27 protein-coding genes and 1 riboswitch are annotated in these 25,220 nt (G+C 71.7%); of the genes, 12 read left to right on the top strand and 15 right to left on the bottom strand.

From position 1 onward, the window contains the following. Positions 1 to 36: 36 nt before the first annotated feature. The 3 genes from ACFWI4_RS01040 to ACFWI4_RS01030 all read right to left on the bottom strand — a co-directional run bounded on the left by ACFWI4_RS01040 (position 37) and on the right by ACFWI4_RS01030 (position 4,560). On the bottom strand, positions 37 to 957 hold the full coding sequence (locus ACFWI4_RS01040) for a TIGR03621 family F420-dependent LLM class oxidoreductase (RefSeq protein WP_387189457.1): 921 nt from the start codon (positions 955 to 957) through the stop codon (positions 37 to 39). A 95-nt stretch (positions 958 to 1,052) separates the two neighbouring features. After that, on the bottom strand, positions 1,053 to 3,617 hold the full coding sequence (locus ACFWI4_RS01035; RefSeq protein ID WP_387189455.1) for an ABC transporter permease: 2,565 nt from the start codon (positions 3,615 to 3,617) through the stop codon (positions 1,053 to 1,055). 7 nt (positions 3,618 to 3,624) lie between these two features. Next, positions 3,625 to 4,560, bottom strand: coding sequence for an ABC transporter ATP-binding protein (locus tag ACFWI4_RS01030; RefSeq protein ID WP_387189454.1), 936 nt, complete (start codon positions 4,558 to 4,560; stop codon positions 3,625 to 3,627). 209 nt (positions 4,561 to 4,769) lie between these two features. On the opposite strand from ACFWI4_RS01030, the gene ACFWI4_RS01025 reads away from it, so the two are divergent. Further along, entirely contained in the window at positions 4,770 to 5,009 is a 240-nt protein-coding gene (locus ACFWI4_RS01025; protein WP_339127977.1) for a toxin-antitoxin system HicB family antitoxin, read from the top strand. A gap of 4 nt (positions 5,010 to 5,013) precedes the next feature. Next, on the top strand, positions 5,014 to 5,388 hold the full coding sequence (locus ACFWI4_RS01020) for a fic family toxin-antitoxin system, toxin component (RefSeq protein WP_385396050.1): 375 nt from the start codon (positions 5,014 to 5,016) through the stop codon (positions 5,386 to 5,388). Positions 5,389 to 5,420: 32 nt separating this feature from the next. Here the strand turns inward: ACFWI4_RS01020 and ACFWI4_RS01015 are convergent, their stop codons facing one another. The 4 genes from ACFWI4_RS01015 to bioB form a co-directional block, all read right to left on the bottom strand. Then, positions 5,421 to 6,110 carry a class I SAM-dependent methyltransferase gene (locus ACFWI4_RS01015; RefSeq protein ID WP_387189453.1) on the bottom strand — a complete coding sequence of 230 codons (690 nt, stop codon included), beginning with the start codon at positions 6,108 to 6,110 and terminating at the stop codon, positions 5,421 to 5,423. Between the two features lie 166 nt (positions 6,111 to 6,276). Continuing rightward, on the bottom strand, positions 6,277 to 6,993 hold the full coding sequence (gene bioD, locus ACFWI4_RS01010) for a dethiobiotin synthase (RefSeq protein ID WP_387189452.1): 717 nt from the start codon (positions 6,991 to 6,993) through the stop codon (positions 6,277 to 6,279). A 1-nt stretch (position 6,994) separates the two neighbouring features. Continuing rightward, positions 6,995 to 8,275, bottom strand: a complete 1,281-nt coding sequence (locus ACFWI4_RS01005) for an adenosylmethionine--8-amino-7-oxononanoate transaminase (protein WP_387189451.1) — start codon at positions 8,273 to 8,275, stop codon at positions 6,995 to 6,997. Continuing rightward, positions 8,268 to 9,524: a biotin synthase BioB gene (gene bioB, locus ACFWI4_RS01000; protein ID WP_387189449.1), complete on the bottom strand. Its 1,257-nt coding sequence runs from the start codon at positions 9,522 to 9,524 to the stop codon at positions 8,268 to 8,270. Before bioB ends, ACFWI4_RS01005 begins: the two co-directional genes overlap by 8 nt. Positions 9,525 to 9,694: 170 nt before the next feature. Here bioB and ACFWI4_RS00995 point away from each other — a divergent pair, with 170 nt between their 5' ends. Next, positions 9,695 to 10,819, top strand: coding sequence for an 8-amino-7-oxononanoate synthase (locus ACFWI4_RS00995; RefSeq protein ID WP_387189448.1), 1,125 nt, complete (start codon positions 9,695 to 9,697; stop codon positions 10,817 to 10,819). Between the two features lie 99 nt (positions 10,820 to 10,918). Here ACFWI4_RS00995 and ACFWI4_RS00990 read toward each other — a convergent pair whose 3' ends face one another. Further along, complete coding sequence (locus ACFWI4_RS00990; protein ID WP_365734592.1) at positions 10,919 to 11,143, bottom strand: DUF397 domain-containing protein; 225 nt, start codon at positions 11,141 to 11,143, stop codon at positions 10,919 to 10,921. Positions 11,144 to 11,154: 11 nt separating this feature from the next. Next, positions 11,155 to 12,012 (bottom strand): helix-turn-helix domain-containing protein, encoded by an 858-nt coding sequence (locus tag ACFWI4_RS00985; protein WP_385396038.1) that lies wholly within the window; start codon positions 12,010 to 12,012, stop codon positions 11,155 to 11,157. Positions 12,013 to 12,224: 212 nt separating this feature from the next. Here ACFWI4_RS00985 and ACFWI4_RS00980 point away from each other — a divergent pair, with 212 nt between their 5' ends. Continuing rightward, complete coding sequence (locus tag ACFWI4_RS00980) at positions 12,225 to 12,683, top strand: ATP-binding protein (protein ID WP_387189446.1); 459 nt, start codon at positions 12,225 to 12,227, stop codon at positions 12,681 to 12,683. A gap of 236 nt (positions 12,684 to 12,919) precedes the next feature. On the opposite strand, the gene ACFWI4_RS00975 is transcribed toward ACFWI4_RS00980, so the two are convergent. From ACFWI4_RS00975 to ACFWI4_RS00965, 3 genes are all read right to left on the bottom strand, one after another. Beyond that, positions 12,920 to 13,393: a C40 family peptidase gene (locus ACFWI4_RS00975; RefSeq protein ID WP_385396034.1), complete on the bottom strand. Its 474-nt coding sequence runs from the start codon at positions 13,391 to 13,393 to the stop codon at positions 12,920 to 12,922. Positions 13,394 to 13,396: 3 nt separating this feature from the next. Next, a riboswitch (cyclic di-AMP (ydaO/yuaA leader) is annotated at positions 13,397 to 13,593 on the bottom strand. A gap of 336 nt (positions 13,594 to 13,929) precedes the next feature. After that, positions 13,930 to 14,235, bottom strand: a complete 306-nt coding sequence (locus tag ACFWI4_RS00970) for a hypothetical protein (RefSeq protein ID WP_387189444.1) — start codon at positions 14,233 to 14,235, stop codon at positions 13,930 to 13,932. 7 nt (positions 14,236 to 14,242) lie between these two features. Next, positions 14,243 to 14,878 carry an ATP-dependent Clp protease proteolytic subunit gene (locus ACFWI4_RS00965; protein WP_387189443.1) on the bottom strand — a complete coding sequence of 212 codons (636 nt, stop codon included), beginning with the start codon at positions 14,876 to 14,878 and terminating at the stop codon, positions 14,243 to 14,245. Positions 14,879 to 15,066: 188 nt separating this feature from the next. Between ACFWI4_RS00965 and ACFWI4_RS00960 the strand changes: the two genes are divergently transcribed. The 8 genes from ACFWI4_RS00960 to ACFWI4_RS00925 all read left to right on the top strand — a co-directional run bounded on the left by ACFWI4_RS00960 (position 15,067) and on the right by ACFWI4_RS00925 (position 22,123). Then, positions 15,067 to 15,345, top strand: coding sequence for a type II toxin-antitoxin system Phd/YefM family antitoxin (locus ACFWI4_RS00960; protein ID WP_385396028.1), 279 nt, complete (start codon positions 15,067 to 15,069; stop codon positions 15,343 to 15,345). A 313-nt stretch (positions 15,346 to 15,658) separates the two neighbouring features. Continuing rightward, positions 15,659 to 15,961 (top strand): urease subunit gamma, encoded by a 303-nt coding sequence (locus tag ACFWI4_RS00955; RefSeq protein WP_103550668.1) that lies wholly within the window; start codon positions 15,659 to 15,661, stop codon positions 15,959 to 15,961. 13 nt (positions 15,962 to 15,974) lie between these two features. After that, on the top strand, positions 15,975 to 16,286 hold the full coding sequence (locus ACFWI4_RS00950; protein WP_385396275.1) for an urease subunit beta: 312 nt from the start codon (positions 15,975 to 15,977) through the stop codon (positions 16,284 to 16,286). After that, a complete protein-coding gene (locus tag ACFWI4_RS00945) occupies positions 16,279 to 18,000 on the top strand; it encodes an urease subunit alpha (RefSeq protein ID WP_387189442.1) in 1,722 nt (573 codons plus the stop codon). The genes ACFWI4_RS00950 and ACFWI4_RS00945 overlap by 8 nt, the downstream gene beginning before the upstream one ends. Next, the gene (locus ACFWI4_RS00940) at positions 18,000 to 18,674 is read left to right on the top strand and encodes an urease accessory protein UreF (protein ID WP_387189441.1); all 675 of its coding nucleotides are present in this window, start codon (positions 18,000 to 18,002) and stop codon (positions 18,672 to 18,674) included. Before ACFWI4_RS00945 ends, ACFWI4_RS00940 begins: the two co-directional genes overlap by 1 nt. Positions 18,675 to 18,911: 237 nt before the next feature. After that, positions 18,912 to 19,589 (top strand): urease accessory protein UreG, encoded by a 678-nt coding sequence (ureG, locus tag ACFWI4_RS00935; protein ID WP_387189439.1) that lies wholly within the window; start codon positions 18,912 to 18,914, stop codon positions 19,587 to 19,589. Next, complete coding sequence (locus ACFWI4_RS00930; RefSeq protein WP_387189437.1) at positions 19,586 to 20,344, top strand: urease accessory protein UreD; 759 nt, start codon at positions 19,586 to 19,588, stop codon at positions 20,342 to 20,344. The genes ureG and ACFWI4_RS00930 overlap by 4 nt, the downstream gene beginning before the upstream one ends. Positions 20,345 to 20,512: 168 nt before the next feature. Further along, positions 20,513 to 22,123 carry an alpha/beta hydrolase gene (locus ACFWI4_RS00925; protein ID WP_387189436.1) on the top strand — a complete coding sequence of 537 codons (1,611 nt, stop codon included), beginning with the start codon at positions 20,513 to 20,515 and terminating at the stop codon, positions 22,121 to 22,123. 98 nt (positions 22,124 to 22,221) lie between these two features. Here the strand turns inward: ACFWI4_RS00925 and ACFWI4_RS00920 are convergent, their stop codons facing one another. The 3 genes from ACFWI4_RS00920 to ddaH form a co-directional block, all read right to left on the bottom strand. Further along, positions 22,222 to 22,947: a lysophospholipid acyltransferase family protein gene (locus tag ACFWI4_RS00920; protein WP_385396017.1), complete on the bottom strand. Its 726-nt coding sequence runs from the start codon at positions 22,945 to 22,947 to the stop codon at positions 22,222 to 22,224. A gap of 100 nt (positions 22,948 to 23,047) precedes the next feature. Then, positions 23,048 to 24,298, bottom strand: coding sequence for an ornithine--oxo-acid transaminase (gene rocD, locus ACFWI4_RS00915; RefSeq protein WP_387189434.1), 1,251 nt, complete (start codon positions 24,296 to 24,298; stop codon positions 23,048 to 23,050). After that, positions 24,295 to 25,107, bottom strand: coding sequence for a dimethylargininase (gene ddaH, locus ACFWI4_RS00910; RefSeq protein WP_387189433.1), 813 nt, complete (start codon positions 25,105 to 25,107; stop codon positions 24,295 to 24,297). The genes rocD and ddaH overlap by 4 nt, the downstream gene beginning before the upstream one ends. Between the last annotated feature and the right edge of the window lie 113 nt (positions 25,108 to 25,220).

Raw genomic sequence — 25,220 nt, 5'->3', positions numbered from 1 at the left:
CGGAACGCCGGAACGGCATTTCCGCCATGCGGACGCTCACCGTCCGCGCAGTTCGCCGACCACGGGAGCGAACGCCTCCAGGTTCGGCTCCAGCACGGTCAGATACGAGAACCCGTAGCGCTCCCGCAGATCACGGACCTGCCCGACGAGCTGCTCCACCGTGCCGATCAGGACGACCGGCAGAGCGAGCGCCTCCCGCTCGGCCAGCCCGTGCAGCCGGGGCAGCCACGGCCGGACGGCGGCACTCCGGTCGTCGGTGACGGAGACGATCTGGATCAGCAGATTGAGTTCGGCGGGCTCCTCGCGGCCGACGGACGCCTTCCGGTGGACCTCGACGCGCGCGTCGAGCTCGGCTGCCGTGAGCGGTTCCAGGGTGCCGTTCCGCCCGGTGCGCGCGCCCGTGAAGGCCACGGTGTCCGCGTGCTCCGCGGCGACGCGGAGCATCCGGTCCCCGTTGGCCCCGATCAGCAGGGGCACCCGCGGCGGCCCGCCGTCCCCGGACTCGGGAGCCCTTCCGCCCGGCCACGGAGTGCCGTCCCGGAGCGGTCCCTCCGGGGCGAGGAGGCGCTTCAACTCCTCGACCGTGCGCAGGAGATGGTCGACGCGCTCGCGCGCCGTGCCCCAGGGCAGGCCCGCCGTCGCGTGCTCGGCCGCCATGTACCCGGTGCCCAGGCCGAGTTCGAGACGGCCGCCCGTCAGCGCCGCGGTCGTGGCCACCTCACGGGCCAGCAACGCGGGATTCCAGAAACCCGCGTTGAGCACGAAGGTCCCGAGCCGGGGCCGTTCGGTCGCCGCCGCGGCGGCGACCAGCGAGGGGAAAGGGGCGGGCATGCCCAGATGGTCCGCCACGGTGATCACGTCGTAGCCGAGCGCCTCGGCGCGGCGGCACCTGGCGGCCCACTCGGCCGCTGTCGCCGGGGCGATCAGACTGACACCGAAACGGAACGGGCGCGGCATCGGACATCCCTTCCTGGTGGATCCCCGGGCCCTCGGCGGACCGGGGAGAAGCGGCAGGTCACGCCCCGGGCCGGGCGGCCCGGGGCGAGCTCGGGTCATTCGTGCGCGATCGCAGCCAGCACGTTCATCCGGGACGCGCGCAGGGCCGGGAGCAGGGCCGCGACGATGCCGACGACGGCCGAGCCGATCACGACCGCGACGATCGTCGTCCACGGGATCGCCAGCGCCTTCATGCCCTGGAGAGCGAGCACCTGCTGGACGCAGACACCCCAGACGACGCCCAGGGCCAGGCCGAGGACCGCGCCGAACACGGCGATCACGACGGACTCCAGCCGGATCATGCGGCGCAGCTGGCGCCGGCCGAGACCGATGGCGCGCAGCAGTCCGATCTCCCGGGTGCGCTCCACGACCGACAGGGCGAGGGTGTTGACCACGCCCAGCACGGCGATGACGATCGCGAGCCCGAGCAGGGCGTACACGAGGTAGAGCAGCACGGCGATCTGGTCGTGGACCAGCTTCTTGTAGTCGGCCTGGTCACGGACCTGGACCTGCGGATACGGCTCCAGGGTCTTCTCCAGCAGCGGGCGCAGCTTCTCCGGGGAGGTGCCGGGGGCCGCGTTCACGTACAGCGCCGAGTCCTGTCCGCCGGGCACGTACTTCTCGATCGTGCCGAAGCCGAGGACGAGCCCGCCCTGCGTCCCGAACCCGCCGCCGCCCTGGTCGGTGAGCGCGCCCACCGTCAGCTCGGTCGTACGGCCGGCGGGGAACTCGACCGGAATCGTGCTGCCGATCCGCACGTCGTGGTCCTTCGCGAAGTTCACGTCCATGGCGATGCGGCCCTCGCCGAGCGCCGCCGCGGTGTCGCCCCCCGCGTACGTGATGTGGGCGACGTCGTCGAGCCGCGGATCGTAGGCCGCGGCCGTCGTCTCCACCCGCTTGCCGTCGGGCAGCCTGACCGCGATCGGCGTGAACCTCTGCCGGACGACCAGCCCGACACCGTCGGTGGCGCGCACCTTGTCCGTGACCTCGTGCGAGAACGGTACGAAGTTGGCGTTCTGGAGCACGAAGTCGGCGCCGAGGGTCTTGTCGATCTGCTGGTCGAAGGACTTGCTCATGGACGCGCTGGCCACGGACATCCCGCCGACCAGGGCGAGTCCGACCATCAGGGCGGCGGCGGTGGCGCCGGTGCGGCGCGGGTTGCGCAGCGCGTTGCGCTGGCTCATCCGGCCGACCGGGCCGAAGAGCGCGGGGAACGCGCCGCCGAGGACCCGGATCACCGGACGGACCAGCAGGGGTCCCGCGATCACCGTCGCGATCAGCGTCAGGACGACACCGAGTCCGAGCAGCGAGGCCGCCGTCGAGGTCTTCGTGGAGGAGGCGCAGCCCGCGAGCGCCGCGGCCCCGGCCGCGCCGACGACCGCGCCCACCACGGCCCGTACCCGCAACGGCCTTCCCACGCCCGCGACTTCGGCGTCCGAGAGGGCCGCCATGGGGGAGACGCCCGCCGCTCGCCTGGCCGGCAGATAGGCCGCGATGTAGGTGACGCCGACCCCGACGACGTACGCCGCCACGGGGGTCGGCCAACCGATCACCATCTCGGTGGACTTGAGGTTCATGCCGAACGCGGTCATCAGCTTGATCAGCCCGACCGCCAGCCCGATCCCGGCCGCGAGGCCGAGCGTCGAGCCGACCAGGCCGAGGAGCAGCGCCTCCGTCAGCACCGACCGGCGCACCTGGCGGCGGTCGGCGCCGAGCGCCCGCAGCAGCCCGAGTTCCCGGGTGCGCTGGGCGATCAGCATGGAGAACGTGTTGACGATGAGGAATATCCCGACGAGCACCGCGATCCCGGCGAAGCCGAGCATCACGTACTTGATGACGTCGAGGAATCCGCCGAGCTGCTCGGCGGACGACTTCGCCTGTTCCTGAGCGGTCTTCACGTCGTAGGCGCCGGTGCCGAGTTCGGCCGAGACGCGTCGCTTGAGGGCGGCGTTGTCGACGCCCTTCGCGGCGTCCACGGAGATGCTCGTGGCGAGTCCGGGGCGGCCGAGCAGTTTGGTCTGCGCGGTCGGGGTGTCGAGGAAGATCAGCGCGGCACCGGGATTGGTGGTGGTGAAGGTGGCGATCCCGACGATCCGCACCTTGAAGGAGCCGGGCTGCGCCTGCACGGTGAGGGTGTCGCCGATGCCGAGGTGCTTCTTGTCGGCGGTGTCCGCGTCGAGCAGTGCCTCGCCGTCCCCGTTCGGCGCGTGTCCCGAGGTCAGTTTCACCGGACTGCGTTCGGTGATCTGCCAGTTGGTGACGATGGTGGGGGCGCCCGTCGTCGGCCCGACCGACTTGTTCGCGCTGTCGACGACCGGTGCGTTCTGCACCGAGGCGTCCACATGGGTGGCGGCGACCCCCTCGACCTTCGCGAGCCGGCCGGCGAGGGAGGCCGGGACCGTTTCCGTCGCCCCGGTGGGCAGTTGGGACTTCAGGTCGTTCTTCGGCTCCACGGTCACATCGGCCGCGGTGGAGGCGAAGAGCCGGTCGAAGGTACGGGTCACCGTGTCCGAGAAGATGAGACTTCCCGCGACGAAGGCCACGGACAGCACGATGGCCAGCGCCGAGAGCAGCAGCCGTCCCTTGTGCGCGAGAAAGCTTCGCAGTGTCGCCTTGAGCACGACCGCCTCAGTCCTTGTCGGGGGTTACGTCACCGGGGGCGCCGCCGGGAGCGGTGCGGCCGGGGTCGCCGTGGGCCGGGTCGGCGGGCCCGCCGCGGGCCGGGGTGCCGGGAGCCGTGCTGTCGTGGGCCGGGGCGCCGGATGCCTCGCGTCCGCCCTCGAAGGTCACCCGGGCCGTGTCGAAGCGCTTCATCCGCTCCAGCACGGCTTCCGCCGAGGGCCGTTCCATCTCGTCCACGATCCGCCCGTCCGCGAGGAAGAGCACCAGGTCGGAGTGGGCGGCGGCGCCGGGGTCGTGCGTGACCATGACGACGGTCTGGCCCAGCTCGTCCACGGCCTCGCGCAGGAATCCGAGGACTTCGAGGCCCGCCCGGGAGTCCAGGTTCCCGGTCGGCTCGTCCGCGAAGATCAGCTCGGGCCGGGAGGCGAGCGCGCGGGCGCAGGCGACGCGCTGCTGCTGGCCCCCGGAGAGCTGGGCGGGCCGGTGCTTGAGCCGGTCGCGCAGTCCGAGGGTGTCGACGACCTGGTCGAGCCACTTCTGGTCGGGCTTCTGGCCCGCGATGTCCATCGGCAGCGTGATGTTCTCGGCCGCGTTGAGGGTGGGGATGAGGTTGAACGACTGGAACATGAAGCCGATCCGGTCACGTCGCAGCCGGGTCAGCTCGCGGTCCTTGAGACCGGTGATCTCGGTGTCGCCGAGCCACACCTGCCCGGCCGAGACGGTGTCCAGGCCCGCGAGACAGTGCATCAGCGTGGACTTCCCGGAGCCCGAGGGGCCCATGACGGCGGTGAACCGGCCGCGCGCGATGTCCACGTCGACCGAGTCGAGGGCCAGCACCGCGGTCTCGCCGGAACCGTAGGCCTTGGTCAGACCGCGGGCGCGGGCGGCGATCCCGTCCCCCTCCGCGCGGCCGGGAATCTGCTCGGCAGCAGCTGTGGACAAGACCGCCTCCTCCTGGGATGGACGTCCGGGCACATGGTCCGGCCCGAGCGTAGTGTGATCGGACGCACACCCGGTATCCCTCGCAGGTGCCGTACGCCCTCCGCCCCAGGGTGGGGACCCGATATGGATGTAAGGGGCAATCTCCACCGCGGTGCTCCGCCCCCCGGCCCCCCTTGCCCGTGCTAGCGATTCCGCGCTAGCTTCGAAGGATGGCGAAGACTCAGCTGAACGTCCGGGTGGACGAAGGCACCGCGCGCGCCGCCCGGGAGAGAGCTCTGGAACGGGGGATGAGCGTGAACCGCTACATCGAGGAACTGGTCCGGCAGGACACCGGGGAGGTCGGCCACACCTTCGTGGAGGCCGCCGCCGACTTCATGAAGCAGTACGAGTCCGTCTTCGCCGAGGAGTTCGGCGCGGAGCGCGAAGGCACCAGCGAAGGTCGTCGTTGATCCCTTGAGCAGTCTCAGAGTCGATCTTGCCTGGCTCCTCATGATCGCCGAACAGAAAACACCGGGAGACCCCCAGGTCACCGACTGGGGAGCGCTCGTCGCCGCGGTCAGCCGGCACGAGGCGGAGATCCTCGGCATTCCCGTGTACGACAGTCCGCACGCCCGTGCCGCCGCGCTGCTCCAGCTCCTGCTGCACGTCCCGGCGCTCGAACGCTCCAACGCGATGTTCGCCTCGGCCGTCGCCTACGCCTATCTCGTCGCCAGCGGCCTGAAGGTCGTCACCTCGCCCGAGCAGGTGCGGGAACTGGCCCGGCTGGTCAAGAACGGCGAGGCGACCGTGCACGACATCGCCCACGAACTGCGCCGCTGGAGTCTGTGACCGCGAGACCGGGGGCTCCGCGGGCGCGGTCGTCAGTCGAGCGGCCGGTGGGCCGTGCCCAGAATGCAGTACGACGTGGGCAGGCGCGGGCCCTTCTCCGGCAGCAACAGCCGCCGGTACGGGCCCAGTTCGAACCCCGCCTCACGCAGAGCGGCGACCGGGTCGCGGGCCACGTGACAGCCGCCGCACAGCCGGGGCCACACCGTGGCGTCCAGGCCGCGCTGGAGGGACCGCATCGCGCGCCCGCCGCCCCTGCCGTGTTCGAGGAACCGCACCGTGCCGCCCGGGCGCAGCACCCGCCGCACCTCGGAGAGCGCCCGCGGCACGTCCCGCACGCTGCACAGCACCAGCGACAGCACGGCGGCGTCGTAGGCCTCGCTCTTGACCGGCAGGGCCTCGGCCGCGCCCGGCGCCACGTCGACGGGCACTTCGCAGCGCAGCGCCGCCTCCACCGCCAGCTGCCGCAGCAGCCGCTCGGGTTCGATGGCGACGACCTCGGAGACCGTGCCCGGATAGTGGGCGAAGTTCAGGCCGTTGCCCGCGCCGATCTCGATCACCCGGCCCGACAGCCCGGCGAGCAGCCGCTCACGCAGCAGGCCGATCCCCATGCGGGTCTCGGCCTTGGTGCTGAAGCGGGCGTAGTAGCGGGCGAAGACCGGATGCTGCGCGGCCTTCGCGGAGACCTTGCCGGAGTCGGCCGGCCGGAACGGCTTGAACGGCATGTCGGACCTCCCGGGAGACGGGGCTCACTGGAAGTGTCCCCCCGGGACCTCCGCCGCACGCACCGCGCACCATAAGGGCGAACACTGGCACAGGCGTGCGGCGGCGCCGATACGAGGCCGGCCCCGGTGGTCGCCGTCGGGGCGCCGCTCGGCGGTCGTGATCGGGTCAGGCCGGGTGTGCCGTCGTGAAGACCCCGGCGTTCCAGCGTCCGCCGAACCGGTGGTCCAGCCAACTCGGCGCTCCCGCGCGGAAGTCCGCGGGGGACAGGGCACCCGCGCCCGCCGGGACCGCGCCCAGCAGGGGCGCCCCGGACACCGCCGGGAGGTCCGCGAGGTTGCACCGCATCGCCAGATCCGGGGAGTCCGGCCAGCTGCCGATCACGACCCCCGCGAACTCCAGCTCCCGCAGCCGCAGTTCACGAGCCGTCAGTTCGGTCGTGTTGAGGGTTCCGAGCCCCGCCGAAGCCACCACGAGCACGGGCGCGTCCAGCAGCCGGGCCACGTCCGCGAGCGTCCCTTCCTCGTCGTCGAACCGGACGAGCAGACCGCCCGCGCCCTCGACCAGCACCAGGTCGTGCTCGGTCGCGAGCTTCGCCGCCGCCTCCGCCGCCGCCACGGGCGACACCGGTGCGAGACCGGCCCGCCGGGCGGCCGTAGCGGGCGCCAGCGGCTCCGGATAGCGGCCCAGTTCGAGCGTCGTGACGGCACCGGCGAGCCGGGCCACCTCGTCGGCGTCGCCGCGCTCGTGCGGCCCCACCCCCGTCTGCGCGGGCTTCAGGACGGCCACGGACCGTCCGGCCGCGAGAGCCGTGGCGGCCACGGCGGCCGTGACGACCGTCTTGCCCACCTCCGTGCCCGTCCCCGTGATCACCAGTACCGTCATCTCAGCCCTCCCGCGCCGCCGCGCACACCGCGCGGGCGATCCGCGCCAGGTCCGTGTCGCCGGTGACGTACGGCGGCATCGTGTAGACGAGGTCGCGGAACGGCCGCAGCCACACGCCCTCGCGCACCGCTGCCGCCGTCGCCGCCTTCATGTCCACCTCGTGGTCGAGCTGGACGACCCCGATCGCGCCGAGCACGCGCACGTCCCGTACGCCCGGCAGCCCTGCCGCCTCCGCGAGGCCGTCCCGCAGGCCGGTCCCGATCCGCTTCACCTCGGTCCGCCAGTCCTGCGCCAGCAGCAGGTCGACCGAGGCGCAGGCCACCGCGGCGGCCAGCGGATTGCCCATGAAGGTCGGGCCGTGCGCCAGCACCGGGACCTCACCGCGCGAGATGCCGTCGGCCACCCGGGCGGTGCACAGCGTCGCCGCCATCGTCAGGTAACCGCCGGTCAGCGCCTTGCCGACACACATCACGTCCGGGGTCACGCCCGCGTGGTCCGCAGCGAACAGCTCACCCGTACGGCCGAAACCCGTCGCGATCTCGTCGAAGACCAGCAGCACGTCGTGCTCGTCGCAGGCCTCGCGCAGCACCCGCAGATACGCGGGGGAGTGGAAGCGCATCCCGCCGGCGCCCTGGACCACCGGCTCCACGACGACCGCGGCGAGCTCGTCGGCGTGCCGTCCGATGAGCTCACGCAGATGTTCCGCGTACGACTCCTCGTACGCGGCCGGCGGCGCGTCGGCGAACACCTGCCGGTGGAGCACGCCCTGCCACAGTTCGTGCATCCCGCCCTCGGGGTCGCACACCGACATGGGCTGCCAGGTGTCCCCGTGGTAGCCGCCCCGCCAGGTCAGCAGCCGCTGCTTGCCGGGACGGCCGAGGGAGCGCCAGTGCTGGAGGCACATCTTGACCGCGACCTCGACCGAGACCGAGCCGGAGTCGGCGAGGAAGACGTGCTCAAGTCCCTCGGGCGAGATGTCGACCAGCCGCTTCGCCAGCCGGACGGCGGGCTCGTGGGTGAGCCCGCCGAACATGACATGGCTCATCCGGTCGAGCTGGCCGCGGACCGCGTCGTTCAGGACCGGGTGGTTGTAGCCGTGGATGGCCGACCACCAGGACGACATGCCGTCGACCAGCTCGCCCGTGCCGTCGGCCATCCGCAGCCGGACCCCGCTCGCCGACTCCACGACCAGCGGCTCCTGGCGTCCGGGCATGGGCCCGTACGGATGCCAGACGTGCCGCCGGTCGAGGTCGAGCAGTTCCCGCACGGACAGCTCAGGCATTGGGCGCGAGGTCCGTTCCGGCACCACGGCGACGTACGGAGACCAGGTCCGTCCGGGCGTCGGCGGGCGCCTCGGCCACCGTCGCGGGCGCGGGCACCGAACCGCACGCGCCACCGCCCTCCTGGGACCCGCAGCCCGCCTCGGCGTGCGAGCCGCAGCCGGCGGCGCCGTGCGAGCCGCACCCGGCCTCCGCGTCGGAGCCGCAGCCGCTCTCCGCGTGCGAGCCGCAGCCGCCGCCGGACGGTGCGCGGTGCTCGGGGAGCGTCACCTCGCCCGCGTTCTCCACCTCGAAGCCGGCGTCTGCGATCATCTCCAGGTCGGCCTTGCCCGCCTGGCCCTCGCTGGTGAGGTAGTCACCGAGGAAGATCGAGTTGGCGAGGTGCAGGGCGAGCGGCTGGAGGGTGCGCAGATGCACCTCGCGGCCGCCGGCGATACGGACCTCGACGTCCGGGCAGACGAAGCGGACCATGGCGAGGATCCGCAGACAGCGCTGCGGGGTGAGGTTCCACTCCTTGGCGAGGGGCGTTCCCTCGAACGGGATCAGGAAGTTCACCGGAACGGAGTCGGGGTCGAGCTCGCGCAGCGCGTACACCACGTCCACGAGGTCCTCGTCCGACTCGCCCATGCCCGCGATCAGACCGGAGCAGGCGGACAGTCCCGCCGCGTGCGCCTTCTGGACCGTGTCCACCCGGTCGGCGTACGTGTGGGTGGTCGTGATCTCCCCGTACGTCCCCTCGGACGTGTTCAGGTTGTGGTTGTAGGCGTCCGCGCCCGCCTCGCGCAGCCGTTCGGCCTGGCCGTCGGAGAGCAGACCGAGGCAGGCGCACACCTCGACGTTCTCGTTCTGCTCCTTGATCGCCTTGATCGTGTCGGAGACCCGGTCCACGTCACGGTCCGTCGGGCCGCGCCCGCTGGCCACCAGACAGACCCGCTTGGCGCCCCCGGCGAGCCCGGCCGCCGCGGCCTTGGACGCCTCGTCGGGCTTGAGCCAGCTGTACTTGAGGATCCCGGCCGTGGAGCCCAGACGCTGCGAGCAGTACGAGCAGTCCTCCGGGCACAGGCCCGACTTCAGGTTGACGAGATAGTTCAGTTTCACCCGTCGGCCGAACCAGTGCCGGCGCACCTTGCCGGCCGCGGCCACCACGTCGAGTACGTCGTCGTCGGAGGTGGCCAGTACGGCCAGCGCCTCGTCGCGGGTCGGCAGCTCGCGCCGAAGCCCCTTGTCCACCAGCGTGTTCAGCAGGTCCATGAGGTCCGATCCTGGACCATGCGACCGCTCCCGGCCAAGGAGAGTTTGCACAACAGAGATGGTTCGACGTGTGGGTATTGCCACATCATGCGCCGTCGAAGCGCCCGCTAGGGTCTGTTCACAGCCTACAAATCAGCGACACCGCAGGTGCGGCGAGACCCGGAGGACACATGGCGTTCGGCTGGATCGACGAGCAGGCCGAGGCGCGCCGCCGGGCCGGACTCGTCCGTACGTTGCGCCCCCGTCCCGCCCACTCGCCGCTCCTGGATCTCGCGAGCAACGACTATCTCGGGCTCGCCCGCCATCCGGAGGTCACCGAGGGCGCGGCAGAGGCGGCGCGCCGGTGGGGCGGCGGCGCGACGGGCTCCCGGCTCGTCACCGGCACCACCGAACTCCACACCGAACTGGAACGCGAGCTCGCCGACTTCTGCGGCTTCGAGTCCGCGCTCGTCCTGTCCTCCGGCTACGCGGCCAACCTCGCCGCCGTCACCGCGCTCGCGCCGCACGGCTCGCTGATCGTCTCGGACGCCGGCAACCACGCGTCCCTGATCGACGGCTGCCGGCTCGCCCGCGGGACCACGCAGGTCGTCGACCACGCGGACCCGGAGGGCGTGCGCAAGGCGCTCGGCACCCACGACGGCCCCGCCGTCACCGTCTCCGACACGGTCTTCTCGGTGGACGGGGACGCGGCCCCGATCGCCGAACTCGCCGTCGCCTGCCGTGAGTACGGCGCGGGGCTGATCGTCGACGACGCGCACGGACTCGGTGTCCTCGGCGACGGCGGCAGGGGCGCGCCGCACGCCGCCGGGCTCGCGGGGGACCCGGACGTCGTCGTGACCGTCACGCTCTCCAAGTCGCTCGGGAGCCAGGGCGGGGCCGTCCTCGGCCCGGCGGCGGTCATCGACCACCTCGTCAACGCCGCGCGTACCTTCATCTTCGACACCGGTCTCGCACCCGCGGCGGCGGGCGCGGCGCTGTCGGCGCTGCGGCTGCTGCGCCGTGAGCCCGGGCGGGCCGCCCGGGCGCGCGAGGTGGCCACGGCTCTGCACACGCGGCTGACGGCGGAAGGCCTGTCCGCGGTACGACCGGACGCGGCGGTGGTCTCCGTGCGGGCACCGTCCCCCGAACGGGCGGTGCGATGGGCGGCCGACTGTCGCGAGGCGGGCCTCGCTGTCGGCTGTTTCCGTCCCCCGTCGGTGCCCGACGGTGTTTCGCGGCTGCGGCTGACGGCCCGCGCGGACCTCACCGAGGAGCAGATCGAGCACGCGGTGGACGTGATCAGCAGGAACCGGTGAACCTCTGGAGCCATGGATCGACGAGCGGGTGGAGCGTGCGGCCGGTCAGGTGCAGGGGTGGCCGGCCGGTGATGCGGTGGAGCGGTGAACCGTGCGGGGTCAGTTCAGCCCGGTGATGAACCCCTCCCAGACGTCCGGGGTGAACAGCAGGGCAGGTCCCGCGGTGTTCTTGGAATCCCGCACGGCGACCATTCCGGACCAGGGTCCGGTGCTCGGGCGCGCGGTCTCGACGCAGTTGTTCATCCCGGTACTGCGGCTGCTGCGCAGCCATCGCACATGGCGCAGTGAAGTGCTGGAAGGTACGTACCGAGGCATTGCGGGCATGACGTGCCTCCTTACGCGGCGTCACCTATCGCGGCGATGTAGTCCGACGAGTCCTCGGGCGAAAGTGCGTGGAACTGAAGGGCGTTGAAGGCCTCCGTGTAGGCCTGGAGGTCTTCTTTCCGTTCGAGATAGAGGCTACTCGTCAAGTGGTCGAGAACAACCACATCCAGATCGGTTGTGTTCGGAAATGAGAAAATAACGAAAGGGCCGGTTACACCGATGTGTGCCCCGGCGGCGAACGGCAGTACCTGGAGCCGTACTTGGGGCAGTGCGGCGGCCTCCCGCAGCCGGCGCAGCTGGCGTGCCATGACGTCGGGGCCGCCCACCTCGCGCCGTAACACCGCCTCGTCCAGCACGGCGGACAGCTCCAGCGGCGGGTCCGCGCGCAGGACGTCCTGCCGGGCCAGGCGCACCTCGACCAGGGCGTCGAGCTTGCTCTCCTCCAGTCCGTCCACCGCGGCCCGCGTCACCGCGCGGGCGTACTCCGGCGTCTGGAGCAGTCCGGGTACGACAGAGGTCTCCAGGGTGCGCATGCTGCTGGCTCCCGACTCCAGGCTGATGAAGTCGCGGTAGGCCGGGGGGAGCAGGCCGCGGTACGCGTGCCACCAGTGGTGACGCCCGTTGCCCTCGGCTCCCGCCAACACCACGAGGAGCTCGCGCAGTTCCGGGTCCTCGACACCGTATGCGTGCAACAGGCGTTCCACGTCGGCCGGTTTCACTCCGCTGGTGCCCGTCTCGATGCGGCTCACCTTCGACTGGTGCCAGCCGAGCAGGCGGGCCGCCTCGCCGCTCGTGAGACCCGTGCCCGCGCGCAGCGCGCGCAGTTCGGCACCGAGCTTGCGGCGGCGGACCGCGGGACCGTGCTGCATGTTCGTTCTCCTTACTCCTTCCAAGTCGCCCGAATACGCTCTGCCGACGCAGAGTTCACCGCATCGAGCGACAGATATATGCATTACTCGGTGGATCGCACCCGCGACCGGCCCGGTAATGGCAGTCTGGCGCAAGCACCAGTCCGGGACCGTACTCGAACCATCCGCTCGGTGTCGGGCTCCGGTCCCGTGGGAAAGGGACGAGCGTCGCCATGGCAGACCATCAGGAAGCATCCGTCACCCTGCCGAGCGAACCGGCCTCGGTTTCCGTGGCCCGGAAATTCGTCGCCGAAGTTCTGGCCGAATGGGGCCTGCCGCGCGAGGCCGAAGCGGCCGAGACCGTCCGTCTGATCGTGTCCGAACTGGCGACCAACGCCGTCCAGCACACGTTCGGGCAGTCGCCCACCTTCACGGTCGGGGTGCGTCTCGAACGGGAGGAGCGGCTGTGCATCGGCGTGACCGACAGTCATCCGCGCTTTCCGAAGCGGCTGCCGGCCGCCGTGCAGCAGGACAACGGCCGCGGCATGGTGATCATCCGCTGGCTGACCGCCGAGAGCGGCGGCAGACTCACGGTGCTGCCGACCCGGGAGGGCGGCAAGACGGTCTCCATCGAACTCCCCTGGACGGCCCCGGCCCGCCCGGTACCGGCGGGCTGGCCCCAGGAGCCCTGAGGGACACCCTGGCGGCATCGCCCCGGCGCGCTGAGCCCCTGAAGGGCCGAGCGGGCGTCAGGGCGGCCGTGGGGAGCGTCCGCGCCGGCCGAGGGCCCCGGTGGAGGGGCAGGGGCCACGCGGAGGGGCGTGGGGCCGCTCGGGAGGGGCGAGCGTCGGCCTGGGGCGGAGAGGGGCTCCCTTGCGGCGATGCACACGCCCGGGGCGGCGACGGATCGCCGCCCCGGGCGTGTGGATCAGCCGACCCTGCCGTACCAGACGCTCCTCGTCCAGATGCGCTCGAGCTTCACCACTTCCCCGGACTTCGGGGAGTGCCAGATCTTTCCCTTACCGGCGTAGATGCCGACGTGGTAGACGTTCCGGCCCGAGTGGAAGAACACCAGGTCACCGGCCTTGCGGTGCGAGGCCGAGACGTGGTGCGTCTTGTTGTACTGGGCCGCGGCCGTACGAGGCAGCGTCTTGCCCGCCTTCTTGTACGAGTAGAGCGTGAGCCCCGAACAGTCGAAGCGGTGCGGTCCGGTGGCGCCCCACTGGTAGGGGGAGCCGTGCTTCGACGCCGCGACCTGGAGTGCCCGCGTCGCGAGCGTGGCCGCCTCGGCGTCGGGTGCGACACCGGGGACCACGAGGCTGCCGCCCACCGCGGCAAGGGTGAGGGCCGAGGCCGTACCGGCCCGGGTCCACAGCGACGGGACACGATTGAGCGCAGTCATGCGCAACCCTTCGTCAGCCGCCTGTGAAGGATGACCTGTCGGATTCGGGCTGGCGAAGTTGCCCGGCCGCGGCTGCGGCTTCACCCCAAGGACCGCCCGGAACTGTTCCGGCGGCCCGTCTAGCTGGGTCCTCCACTCCTGCCGATGCACTCCTGTCGACCGGGCATCCGGGCGGCGGCAGGACTCGGCGTCCGCCCGGACCGCCCCGCCGCTGTGGCGGGGGCTTGTCGTCGGAAGGGATCTTCACTCATCAGAGTCGGAAATTCCGAGCGGAACCGGTGTTTTGTGGGCTTACTCACCAATCAGCCGTTCGAGTGAACACCCCTCTGTTCGACCACGTGTTGGGGACACCGATGAGGCCCGCACCTGCGGCGACGGATCTCATCCGGCCTCCGGACCACGCGTGTTGCGCAACTCGGAGGGGTCGTGGAAAGGAGCCAGGAATACGCCATCGGTGGGTACACCATCCGGTCCGTTTGAGTCGTGCGCTGGACGTCACGGAGCCTCGGCGCGTACCGGCCTCCGGTGCCGGTCCGTCAACTTCCCGGCCCGGGAGGCACGGTGACCCGGGCCGCCCTCCGCTCGCCGTCGAGCACCCGCAGGGCCTGGGCCAAAGTGGGGGCGTGCACCTCGCTCTCGCCCCGCTGGTGCATCAGAGTGAGTGCGTCCCTCAGGGCCTCCGCCTTGCCGACCAGGGCCTGAGCCGCCCTCAGGCCGCGATAGGTGTCTCCGGGACGGGACGGGTTGATGCGGCCGAGCAGGTCGACCACGTCGAGATAGCGGTCGATCAGCTCGGCCTCGGCGCGGGTCAGCGCGGGCAGCGGGGGAAGGTCCGGGATCATCGGCCGCTCACCTCGCGCCGGGCGTCTCGCGCGAGGCCCTGCGGCCCGGCACGACCCGGTCGATCAGCCCGTAGTCCCGTGCCGCCGGGGCGTCGAGGATCTTGTCGCGCTCGAGGTCCGCCGCGACGCGTTCCGGGCTCTGACCGGTGTGCCGTACGAGCATCTCCTCCAGGAGAGCGCGGGTGCGGATCAACTCCTCGGCCCGGATGGCCAGATCGCTCGCGGGTCCCTCGACCGGCTCCGTGATCGACGGCTGCCGGAGGAGCACGCGGGCCCCCGGCAGCGCGAGCCGCTTGCCCTCGGTGCCCGCCGCGAGCAGCACCGCCGCGGCCGCCTCCGCCCGGCCGAGGCAGACCGTCTCGACGTCGCAGGTCACGAACCGCATCGTGTCGTAGATCGCGGTCATCGCGCCGAAGGAGCCGCCGGGGGAGTTGATGTACAGCGAGATGTCCTGGTCGGGTGCCTGGTGTTCGAGGTGCATGAACTGGGCGGTCACATCGTTGGCCGCGGTGGCGTCGACGGGTGTCCCGAGGAACACGATCCGCTCGGCGAGCAGCTTCGCGTACGGATCCAGGGTCCGCGCCCCCCAGGTCGTGCGTTCGGTGAACTCGGGCAGGACATGGCGGGCGGACGGACTGTCCATGACGAGCGCCTCCTCGGATCGACGTCTGTAAAAAATGTACAGGACGTACGTCGCCGGGGGAGGGGGCCATGCTGAGAGCGAAACGGCCGGATCCCGGGAGCGGACGCGGCCGACCGGCGCCGCGTACGGCCGGCCCGGGGGATCTCGCGCCCCGCGGAGTGCCGGAGCCCCGGTCTAAGCTGGACGTCATGGCCTACGAGATTCCGGTGACGCAAGCCAGGGCTGAGCTCGCCGAACTGATCAACCGCGTCGTGTACGGCGGTGAGCGCGTCGTCGTGACGCGGCACGGCAAGCCACTCGTCGCCCTCGTCTCGGCCGCCGACCTGGAGCGCCTCGAAGAGCTCCCGGAGCCCGCCGACGACCAGGTGGTCAGCTCGCTGTCCAGCGTCCGTGACGTGGCCTCCGCGCCCCGCGAGCGCCAGCGGTTCGGCATCGCCGCGGAACACCGGGGGCCCAGCGCCTCGTAGCCGCTCGCGGGAGTGGACCACGAGGTCCCCCGCGCCCATGTCCGGCCCGCGCGCGGTTCGCCGTATACGGCCAGGCCTCCGACGGCCTCACCGCGCCCAGGGCCGCGGCGGCGGTCCGCCCGGGCGGACCGGGCAAGCGGGACGGTGCAGGCGGCTCCGACGACTCCCCCGGTCCGGCCCGAGACGATCACGGTCCGGTTAACGTCCTCGAAACCCCGGCCAACTAGCGTGCCCCTCCACGCCACCAGGGGTTTCGGTGGCTGCGGCCACCGGGCCCCGCACGGCCCGGAGCGAGGATGTGAGGTGGGACGTCGTGCAACTGACCCCGCACGAGCAGGAGAGGCTGCTCATCCATGTGGCGGCCGATGTCGCCGAGAAGCGCCGGGCCCGCGGGCTGAGACTGAACCACCCCGAGGCCGTCGCCCTGATCACCTCGCACATCCTCGAAGGCGCCCGGGACGGCCGTACCGTCGCCGAACTGATGTCCTCCGGGCGCAAGATCCTCACCCGGGACGACGTCATGACGGGCATCCCCGAGATGATCCACGACGTCCAGGTCGAGGCGACCTTCCCGGACGGCACCAAACTGGTCACCGTCCACGACCCGATCGTCTGAGGGGGAGTACGCCGTGATCCCCGGAGAGATCCTCTTCGCCGACGGGCCCGTCGTGTTCAACGAGGGCCGTGAGACCACCCGCCTGACCGTCCTCAACGCCGCCGACCGCCCCGTCCAGGTCGGCTCGCACTACCACTTCGCCGAGGCCAACCCCGGTCTGGAGTTCGACCGCGGCGCCGCGCACGGCAAGCGGCTCAACGTCGCCGCCGGCACCGCCGTGCGCTTCGAGCCCGGGATCCCCGTCGAGGTCGAACTCGTCCCGATCGCCGGTGCCCGTGTGGTGCCCGGGCTGCGCGGGGAGACCGGGGGTGCCCTCGATGCCTGAGATCTCGCGTGCCGCGTACGCCGATCTGTTCGGCCCGACCACCGGCGACCGGATCCGCCTCGCCGACACGGACCTGCTGATCGAGATCGAGGAGGACCGCTGCGGCGGCCCCGGGCTCGCCGGCGAGGAGGCGGTGTTCGGCGGCGGCAAGGTCATCCGGGAGTCCATGGGCCAGGCCCGCGCCACCCGTGCGGAAGGCACCCCGGACACGGTCGTCACCGGCGTCGTCGTCGTCGACCACTGGGGGATCGTCAAGGCCGACGTCGGGATCCGCGACGGCCGGATCTCGGGCATCGGCAAGGCCGGCAACCCCGACACGATGGACGGGGTCCATCCCGACCTGGTGATCGGCCCCGAGACCGAGATCATCGCGGGCAACGGGCGGATCATGACCGCGGGCGCCATCGACGCCCACGTCCATCTGATCTGTCCGCAGATCGCCGACGAGGCCCTCGCCTCCGGCATCACCACGCTCGTCGGCGGCGGCACCGGTCCCGCAGAGGGCTCCAAGGCGACCACCGTCACCCCCGGCCCCTGGCACCTGGCCCGGATGCTGGAGGCGATGGAGGGGTATCCGGTCAACTTCGGGCTGCTGGGCAAGGGCAACACCGTCTCGCACGAGGCGATGCTCTCGCAGATCCGGGGCGGGGCACTCGGCCTGAAGATCCACGAGGACTGGGGCTCGACGCCCGCCGCGATCGACGCGGCGCTCACCGTCGCCGACCGCACCGGCATCCAGGTCGCCATCCACACCGACACCCTGAACGAGGCCGGGTTCGTCGCCGACACCCTCGCGGCCATCGCCGGACGCGGGATCCACGCGTACCACACGGAGGGCGCGGGCGGCGGGCACGCGCCGGACATCATGTCCGTCGTCTCCGAGCCGTACGTCCTGCCCAGCTCGACCAACCCGACGCGTCCCTACACCGTCAACACCGCCGAGGAACACCTCGACATGCTGATGGTCTGCCACCACCTGAACGCGGCGGTGCCCGAGGACCTGGCCTTCGCCGAGTCCCGTATCCGGCCGTCCACCATCGGGGCCGAGGACATACTCCACGACCTCGGCGCCATCTCGATCATCTCCTCCGACTCCCAGGCGATGGGCCGCGTCGGCGAGGTCGTCATGCGGACCTGGCAGACGGCCCACGTCATGAAGCGGCGCCGGGGGGCCCTGCCGGGCGACGGACGCGCGGACAACCACCGGGTCCGTCGCTATGTCGCCAAATACACGATCAACCCGGCGCTCGCGCAGGGGCTCGCCCGCGAGATCGGCTCGGTGGAGACCGGCAAGCTGGCCGACCTGGTGCTGTGGGAGCCCGCGTTCTTCGGGGTCAAACCGCTGCTGGTGATGAAGGGCGGCCAGATCGCGTACGCGCAGATGGGCGACGCCAACGCGTCCATCCCGACACCCCAACCGGTGCTGCCCAGGCCGATGTTCGGGGCGATCGGACGGGCTCCGGCCGCCAACTCGTTCAACTTCGTGGCGCCGCTCGCCATCGAGGACGGGCTGCCGGAACGGCTCTCGCTCGGCAAACGGTTCGTGGCCATCGAGTCGACCCGGGCGGTGACCAAGGCGGACATGCGGGAGAACGACGCCCGGCCCGAGGTGCGGATCGACCCCGACAGCTTCGCCGTGCACATCGACGGGGAACTCGTCGAGGCGACTCCGGCCGCCGAACTGCCCATGGCCCAGCGTTACTTCCTCTTCTGATGTCCCGGGCGGCACTTCTCGTCCTGGCCGACGGCCGGTTTCCCGCCGGAGGGCACGCGCACTCCGGCGGGGCCGAGGCGGCGGTCAGGGCCGGGCGGATCACCGACGGGGCGAGCCTGGAGGCCTTCTGCCGGGGCCGGCTGCACACGAGCGGTCTCGTCTCGGCCGCGCTGGCGGCCGCGGCGGCGCTCGGGGGCGAGCCTGCGTCTTTGGACGCGGCCGCCGACGCCCGTACGCCGTCGGCCGCGCTGCGCATCGCCGCGCGTCGTCTGGGCCGGCAGCTCCTGCGGGCGGCGAGGGCGACCTGGCCGTGCGCCGAACTCGACGCGCTGGCGGGGGAGTTCCCCAAGGGGGCGCATCAGCCGGTCGTGCTGGGCGTGACCGCGCGGGCGGCCGGACTCGGGCCCGAGGACGCCGCGTACTGCTCGGTGTACGAGTGTGTCAGCGGGCCCGCGTCGGCGACGGTGCGGCTGCTGAGCCTCGACCCGTTCGACGCGACGGCCGTGCTGGCCCGGCTGGCGCCGGAACTGGACGTCGTCGCCCACGCGGCGGTGAGTGCGGCGCGGTGCTCCCTCGACGAGGGCGTCGGCATACTTCCGGCGGCGTCGGCACCCCTGCTGGAGATCGGCGCCGAGGCCCACGCGGCCTGGCCTGCCCGGCTCTTCGCGTCCTGACGACCACACACCGCCGCGTTCCGGAGCGCCGGACCAGCGGAATGCCGGACCGCCGACCTGCCGACCTGCCGGAGCGCAGGACTGCCGGGCCGCCGTAACAACCCGCACCCGAACCTGAACCGGGACCCGACCCCAGCGCACGTTCCGACCCAGGCCCCAACCCCGACCCCGGTCCCGACCTCACCCCCTGGCCCGGGCCTCAGCCCCGTCACCTCCCCCCCCCGAACTGGAGTCACCATGCACCTCGATCATCCTCACGGCGGGCCGTCCGCGGTCAGTGCCGATGCCCGGCGGCCCGACGGACGGCGCCGTGCCCTGCGCATCGGGCTCGGCGGGCCCGTCGGCTCCGGGAAGACCGCCACCGTCGCCGCGCTCTGCCGGGCGCTGCGCGACGAACTGTCCCTCGCCGTCGTCACCAACGACATCTACACCCGCGAGGACGCCGAGTTCCTGCTGCGCGAGGCGGTCCTGCCGCCCGAGCGGATCACCGCCGTCGAGACGGGCGCGTGCCCGCACACCGCGATCCGCGACGACATCTCGGCCAACCTCGAAGCGGTCGAGGACCTGGAGGACGAGGTCGGGCCGCTCGACCTGATCCTCGTGGAGTCCGGCGGCGACAACCTCACCGCGACCTTCTCCCGCGGCCTGGTCGACGCGCAGATCTTCGTCATCGACGTGGCGGGCGGTGACGACATCCCGCGCAAGGGCGGGCCCGGGGTCACCACGGCCGACCTGCTCGTCGTGAACAAGACGGACCTCGCGCCGTACGTGGGCTCCGACCTGGCCAGGATGGCGGCCGACGCCAGGACGCAGCGAGCCGAACTCCCCGTGATCTTCCAGTCGTTGCGCACCGGGCCCGGTGTCACGGCGGTCGCCGGCTGGGTGCGGGAGCAGCTCGTGGCGTGGACCGCGTGACCACGGCAGGGGTGCGCGCGACCGCCCGGATCGAGGCCGTCGCCGACGGCCGCGGCGGAACCGCGCTGCCGGTGCTGGACGGTGAGGGACCCCTCGCGCTGCGCCGGATCCGCGGCAGCGGTGCCGAGGCGCGCGTCATGCTGGTCGGAGCGATGAGCGGACCGCTCGGCGGTGACCGCCTCGCCGTCGAGGCCCGGGTCGGCCCGGGCGCGCGGCTGCGGGTCGGCTCGGCCGCCGCCACCATCGCGCTGCCCGGGCAGGCCAAGGGGGAAGCCCGCTACGACGTCCGCCTCGACATCGCCGACGGAGGCGAACTGCACTGGCTGCCGGAGCAGTTGATCTCCGCCGGAGGCAGTGAACTGTCCGTCTCCTCGTGCGTGGACCTCCGGGGCACCGCCCGGCTCGTCCTCCGGGAGGAACAGGTGCTCGGCCGCGTGGGAGAGGAACCCGGACGCCTCACCAGCCGTCTCACCGTGCGGCACGACGGACGGGCCCTGCTCGACCAGGAGTTGTCCTGCGGTCCCGGCGCCCCCGGCGGATGGGACGGGCCCGCCGTCCTGGCGGGGCACCGGGCACTCGGCCAGCTCGTCGTCGTACGACCGGAGTTCGGGGAGAAGGTGCCGGCCGCCAGGCCGCTCGGGGAGTACGCGGCCCTCACCCCGCTCGCCGGACCGGCCGTGCTCGTGACCGCGCTCGCCCCCGACGCGCTGCGGCTGCGGCGCGTGCTGGACGAAGCACTGGACGAACTGACGTGATGTCAACAATATGGCCGAGAAGGCCAGTTCACGCCGACTTCACCGCTCAACGGAACAAGGCATACCGGCTATCGGATTGGTAAAGAACACCGGTCGCGTCTGTTCTCAGGGACCTCACAGCCGAAAGGATCCCCGTACCAATCGCAATTGTGTACGGGGAGGTCACACTTGAGGTCCAAGAGACCGACGAATCGCGTGGCGGCGTTCGGTTCGGCCGGCGTGCTCGTCACGGCGACCCTGATAGCCGGAGCCGTCGCGGCGCCGTCGGCCACCGCCGACGCGCGGCACGGGCAGGGCCACGGGCAGAGCCGCGAGCAGCGCGGAGCGGCCGTCGCCGCCGAACGTGCCGCCAAGGCCGGGATCGACTGGCAGGACTGCCCGGCCGACTGGGGCTTCGAGAAGCCGATCCAGTGCGGCTGGGTGAGCGTGCCGCTGGACTACGCACACCCCTACGGCAAGCAGCTCAAGCTGGCCGTCGACCGCATCGGCAGCACCGGGACCAAGGAGGAGCGCCAAGGCGCGCTCGTCTACAACCCCGGCGGCCCCGGCGGCTCCGGCATGCGCTTCCCGCGCCGTGTCACGACCAAGAGCCCCCTGTGGGTGAACACCGCCAAGGCGTACGACTTCGTGGGCTTCGACCCGCGCGGCGTCGGCCACTCGGCGCCGATCTCCTGCATCGACCCGCAGGAGTTCGTCAAGGCTCCGAAGGCGGACCCGGTCCCGGACACCGAGGCCGACAAGCTGGCCCAGCGCAAGCTGGCCGCGGAGTACGCCGACGGCTGCGCGGAGCGCACCGGCAAGGCCGTGCTGGCGCAGATGACCACGCCCAACACGGCACGCGACCTCGACGTCATCCGGGCCGCGCTCGGCGAGAAGAAGCTCAACTACCTGGGCGTCTCGTACGGCACGTACCTGGGAGCCGTCTACGGCACGCTCTTCCCGGGCCATGTGCGCCGCATGATCGTCGACAGCGTCGTCAACCCGTCGCGCGACAACATCTGGTACCAGGCCAACCTGGAGCAGGACATCGCCTTCGAGGGCCGCTGGAAGGACTGGGAGGACTGGGTCGCCAAGAACGACGCGTCCTTCCACCTCGGCGACACCCGCGCCAAGGTGCAGGACCAGTGGCTGAAGCTGCGCGCCACCGCGAAGAAGAGCCCGCTGGGCGGCGTCGTCGGACCCGCCGAGCTGATCTCCTTCTTCCAGAGCGCCCCGTACTACGACTCCTCGTGGGTACCGGTCGCCTCGGTGTTCAGCAAGTACGTCGCCGGTGACACCCAGGCGCTCGTGGACGCGGCGTCCCCCGACCTGTCGGACACCGCGGGCAACATCTCCTCGGAGAACGGCAACGCCGTGTACACGGCCGTCGAGTGCACCGACGCGCAGTGGCCCACCAGCTGGAAGAAGTGGGACCGGGACAACACGAAGCTCAACGCCCAGTACCCGTTCATGACCTGGGCCAACGCGTGGATGAACCTTCCGTGCGCCAGCTGGCCGGTCAAGCAGCAGTCCCCGGTGGAGGTGAGGACCGGCAAGGGTCTGCCCCCCGTCCTCATCGTGCAGTCCACCAACGACGCCGCCACGCCGTACCCGGGCGCCGTCGAACTGCACAAGCGGTTCAAGGGCTCCCGCCTGATCACCGAGCAGGGCGCGGGCTCGCACGGTGTGACCGGCCTGGTCAACCCGTGCATCAACGGGCGGGTGGACACCTACCTGCTCACCGGCAAGACGGACGCGGCCGACGTGACGTGCACCCCGCACGCCACCCCGCAGCCGTAGTGCCGCAGCCGTAGTACCGATCACACGAGGGGGGCGGCCGGGAAACCGGCCGTCCCCCTCGCCGTGCACGGCGAGGGGGACGGCACGGACACGCGTCCTCAGCTCAGCGGCATCCGCGGGAACCTGCGTCCGGACTCGGCCTTCCCCGCGGCCTCCTCGGCCTTGACGACGGCCGCGTACCGGTCGACGTACTCCTGCTCGGACAGCGACAGGATCGCGTACATGATCTCGTCCGTGATGGCCCGCAGGATCGCCTTCTCGCCCTCCATCCCGGCATAGCGCGAGAAGTCGAGCGGCTTGCCGAACCGGATCACCACGGGATGGATCCGCGGGAGCTTCCGGCCCGGGGGCTGGGCCTCGAAGGTGCCGATCATCGCGCAGGGAATCACCGGGGCCTGCGCCCGCAGCGCCATGACGGCGACGCCGACCTTGCCCTTGTAGAGCCGCCCGTCGTGCGAACGGGTGCCCTCGGGATAGATGCCGAGCAGCTCGCCCTTGCGCAGCACGCCGAGCCCCTCGCGGATCGCGGCCTGGCCCGCCTCCTTGCCGGAGCGGTCCACCGGGATCTGCCCGATGCCGCGGAAGAAGGCGGCCGTCAGCCGCCCCTTGATCCCCGGCCCGGTGAAGTACTCGGCCTTCGCGAGGAAGGTGATCCGGCGCTTCAGGACGGACGGCATCAGGAAATGGTCCGCGAAGGACAGATGGTTGCCCGCCACGATGGCGGGACCCGACGACGGTATGTGCTCAAGGCCCTCGATCCGAGGCCGGAACACCAGCCTCAACAGTGGACCCAGAAGCACATATTTGAGCACTTGATAGAACACTGGGGCGCTCCTCTTTTCCCCTGGGGAGCGATCAGTGTAGGCGCGGCCGTCGCCGGGCGTAACCGCCACGGTGTCACTCTCTGTGGCCACTTGGCCGGTATCAGACCCCTTGCGTCAGAACTTTCTCCAGAGACCCGAGAGCCGACCGGAGTTCCTCGGCCGTGATGGTGAGCGGCGGCGCGAGACGGATCGTCGAACCGTGGGTGTCCTTGACCAGAATCCCCTCCTCCATCAGCCCGCGGCTGATCTCCCGGCCCGTGCCGATGGACGGGTCGATGTCGACGCCCGCCCACAGTCCCCGGGACCTGAAGCCCTCGACGCCCCGGCCCACCAGGGCCGCGAGACCGCCCCGCAGCACCACGCCGAGCTCGGCCGCCCGGCGCTGGTACTCACCGGTCTCCAGCAGGCCCACGACCGCCGAGCCGACCGCCGCCGCCAGTGGATTGCCGCCGAACGTGGAGCCGTGCTCGCCCGGACGCAGCACGCTCAGCACGTCCCGGCGCCCGACCACCGCCGAGACCGGCACGATGCCGCCGCCGAGCGCCTTGCCGAGCAGCAGCAGGTCCGGGACCACCGCCTCGTGTTCCACCGCCAGGGTGGTGCCGGTGCGGCCCAGGCCGGACTGGATCTCGTCCGCGACGAACAGACAGCCGCTGCGCCGGGTCAGCTCGCGGACGCCCGCGAGATAGCCGTCGTCGGGGATGATCACGCCGGCCTCGCCCTGGATGGGCTCGATCAGCACCGCCGCCGTCGTCTCGTCGATCGCCGCTTCCATCGCGGCCAGGTCGTTGTACGGCACGACCCGGAAGCCGGGAGTGAACGGCCCGAAGCCCGCACGGGCCGTCTCGTCGGTGGAGAAGCTGACGATCGTGGTCGTACGGCCGTGGAAGTTGTCGGCCGCCACCACGATCGTGGCCCGGCCGGGCTCGACGCCCTTCACCTCGTACGCCCATTTGCGGGCCACCTTGACGGCGCTCTCCACCGCCTCGGCGCCCGTGTTCATCGGCAGGACCATGTCCAGGCCGGTCAGGGCGGCCAGCGACTCGGCGAACCCGGCCAGCTGGTCGTTGTGGAAGGCCCGCGAGGTCAGCGTGAGCCGGTCCAGCTGACGGTGGGCCGCCTCGATCAGCACCGGGTTGCGGTGGCCGAAGTTGAGGGCCGAGTACCCGGCCAGCATGTCGAGGTAGCGGCGCCCCTCGACGTCCTCGACCCAGGTGCCCTCGGCCCGTGCGACGACCACCGGCAGCGGGTGGTAGTTGTGCGCCAGGACGGGTTCCTCGGCCCGGATCAGTTCCTCGGAGCTGCGCGCGCCGGAGCCTGCGGGTGTGGTCGTACGGGCGGGAGCGGTCATGAACGGATCTCCTGTGTGCAGCACTTGATGCCGCCGCCGGCCTTGTGGAACTCCGACAGGTCGACGGGGACGGGGACGTAGCCGCGGGCCGCGAGCCGGCCGGCGAGGGCCTCGGCGCGCGGCGCGATGAAGACGTGACGGCCGTCCGAGACCGAGTTGAGGCCGAAGGCCAGGGCGTCCTCGCGGGTGGCGAGCACCGCGTCCGGGAACATCCTGGCCAGCACCTCGCGGCTGCCCGGTGAGAACGCCTCCGGGTAGTACGCGATGTTGTCGTCGTCGAGGACGAACAGGGCGGTGTCCAGGTGGTAGAAGTGCGGGTCCACCAGGCGCAGGCCGATCACCGGGACGCCGAAGAACTCCTGGACCTCGCGATGGGCCTCGGGCGTGGTGCGAAAGCCCGTGCCGGCCAGGATGTGGCGGCGCGTCGGGACGAGATCGCCCTCGCCCTCGCACACCGACTCGGGACGGTAGACGTCGAAACCGGCCGTCTTGAACCAGGTCTCGTACGCCGTGGACTCGGGGCGGCGCTCGGGCGCGTGGAAGGACGAGCCGAAGACCCGGCCCTCCAGGACGAGCGCGCAGTTCGCGGCGAAGACCATGTCGGGCAGGCCGGGGACCGGCTCGACCGAGTCCACGGTGTGACCGTGGGCGCGGTAGGCGCTGATCAGCGCCCGCCACTGGACGCCCGCGAGATCGACGTCCACCGGGGTGTCGGGACGCATCCACGGGTTGATCGCGTACTGCACGGCGAAGTGTCTGGGTTCACAGACGAGGAAGCGCCGGGGGCGCGGCACACGGCTTTCGGACACAGAGAGGTTCCTCCGCTTCCTGCGGTGTCATCTGGTGGGATGCCTCAACGGTAAGAAGCGGAGGACACGGGCGACAAGCGACAAAAGCTGCGCGTATACGCAGCACTGCTGCG

Source organism: Streptomyces sp. NPDC127038, assembly GCF_042725875.1.
Classification (GTDB): domain Bacteria; phylum Actinomycetota; class Actinomycetes; order Streptomycetales; family Streptomycetaceae; genus Streptomyces.
The sequence above is the reverse complement of the archived record's forward strand: the minus strand, read 5'-3'. Positions and strand labels throughout refer to the sequence as shown.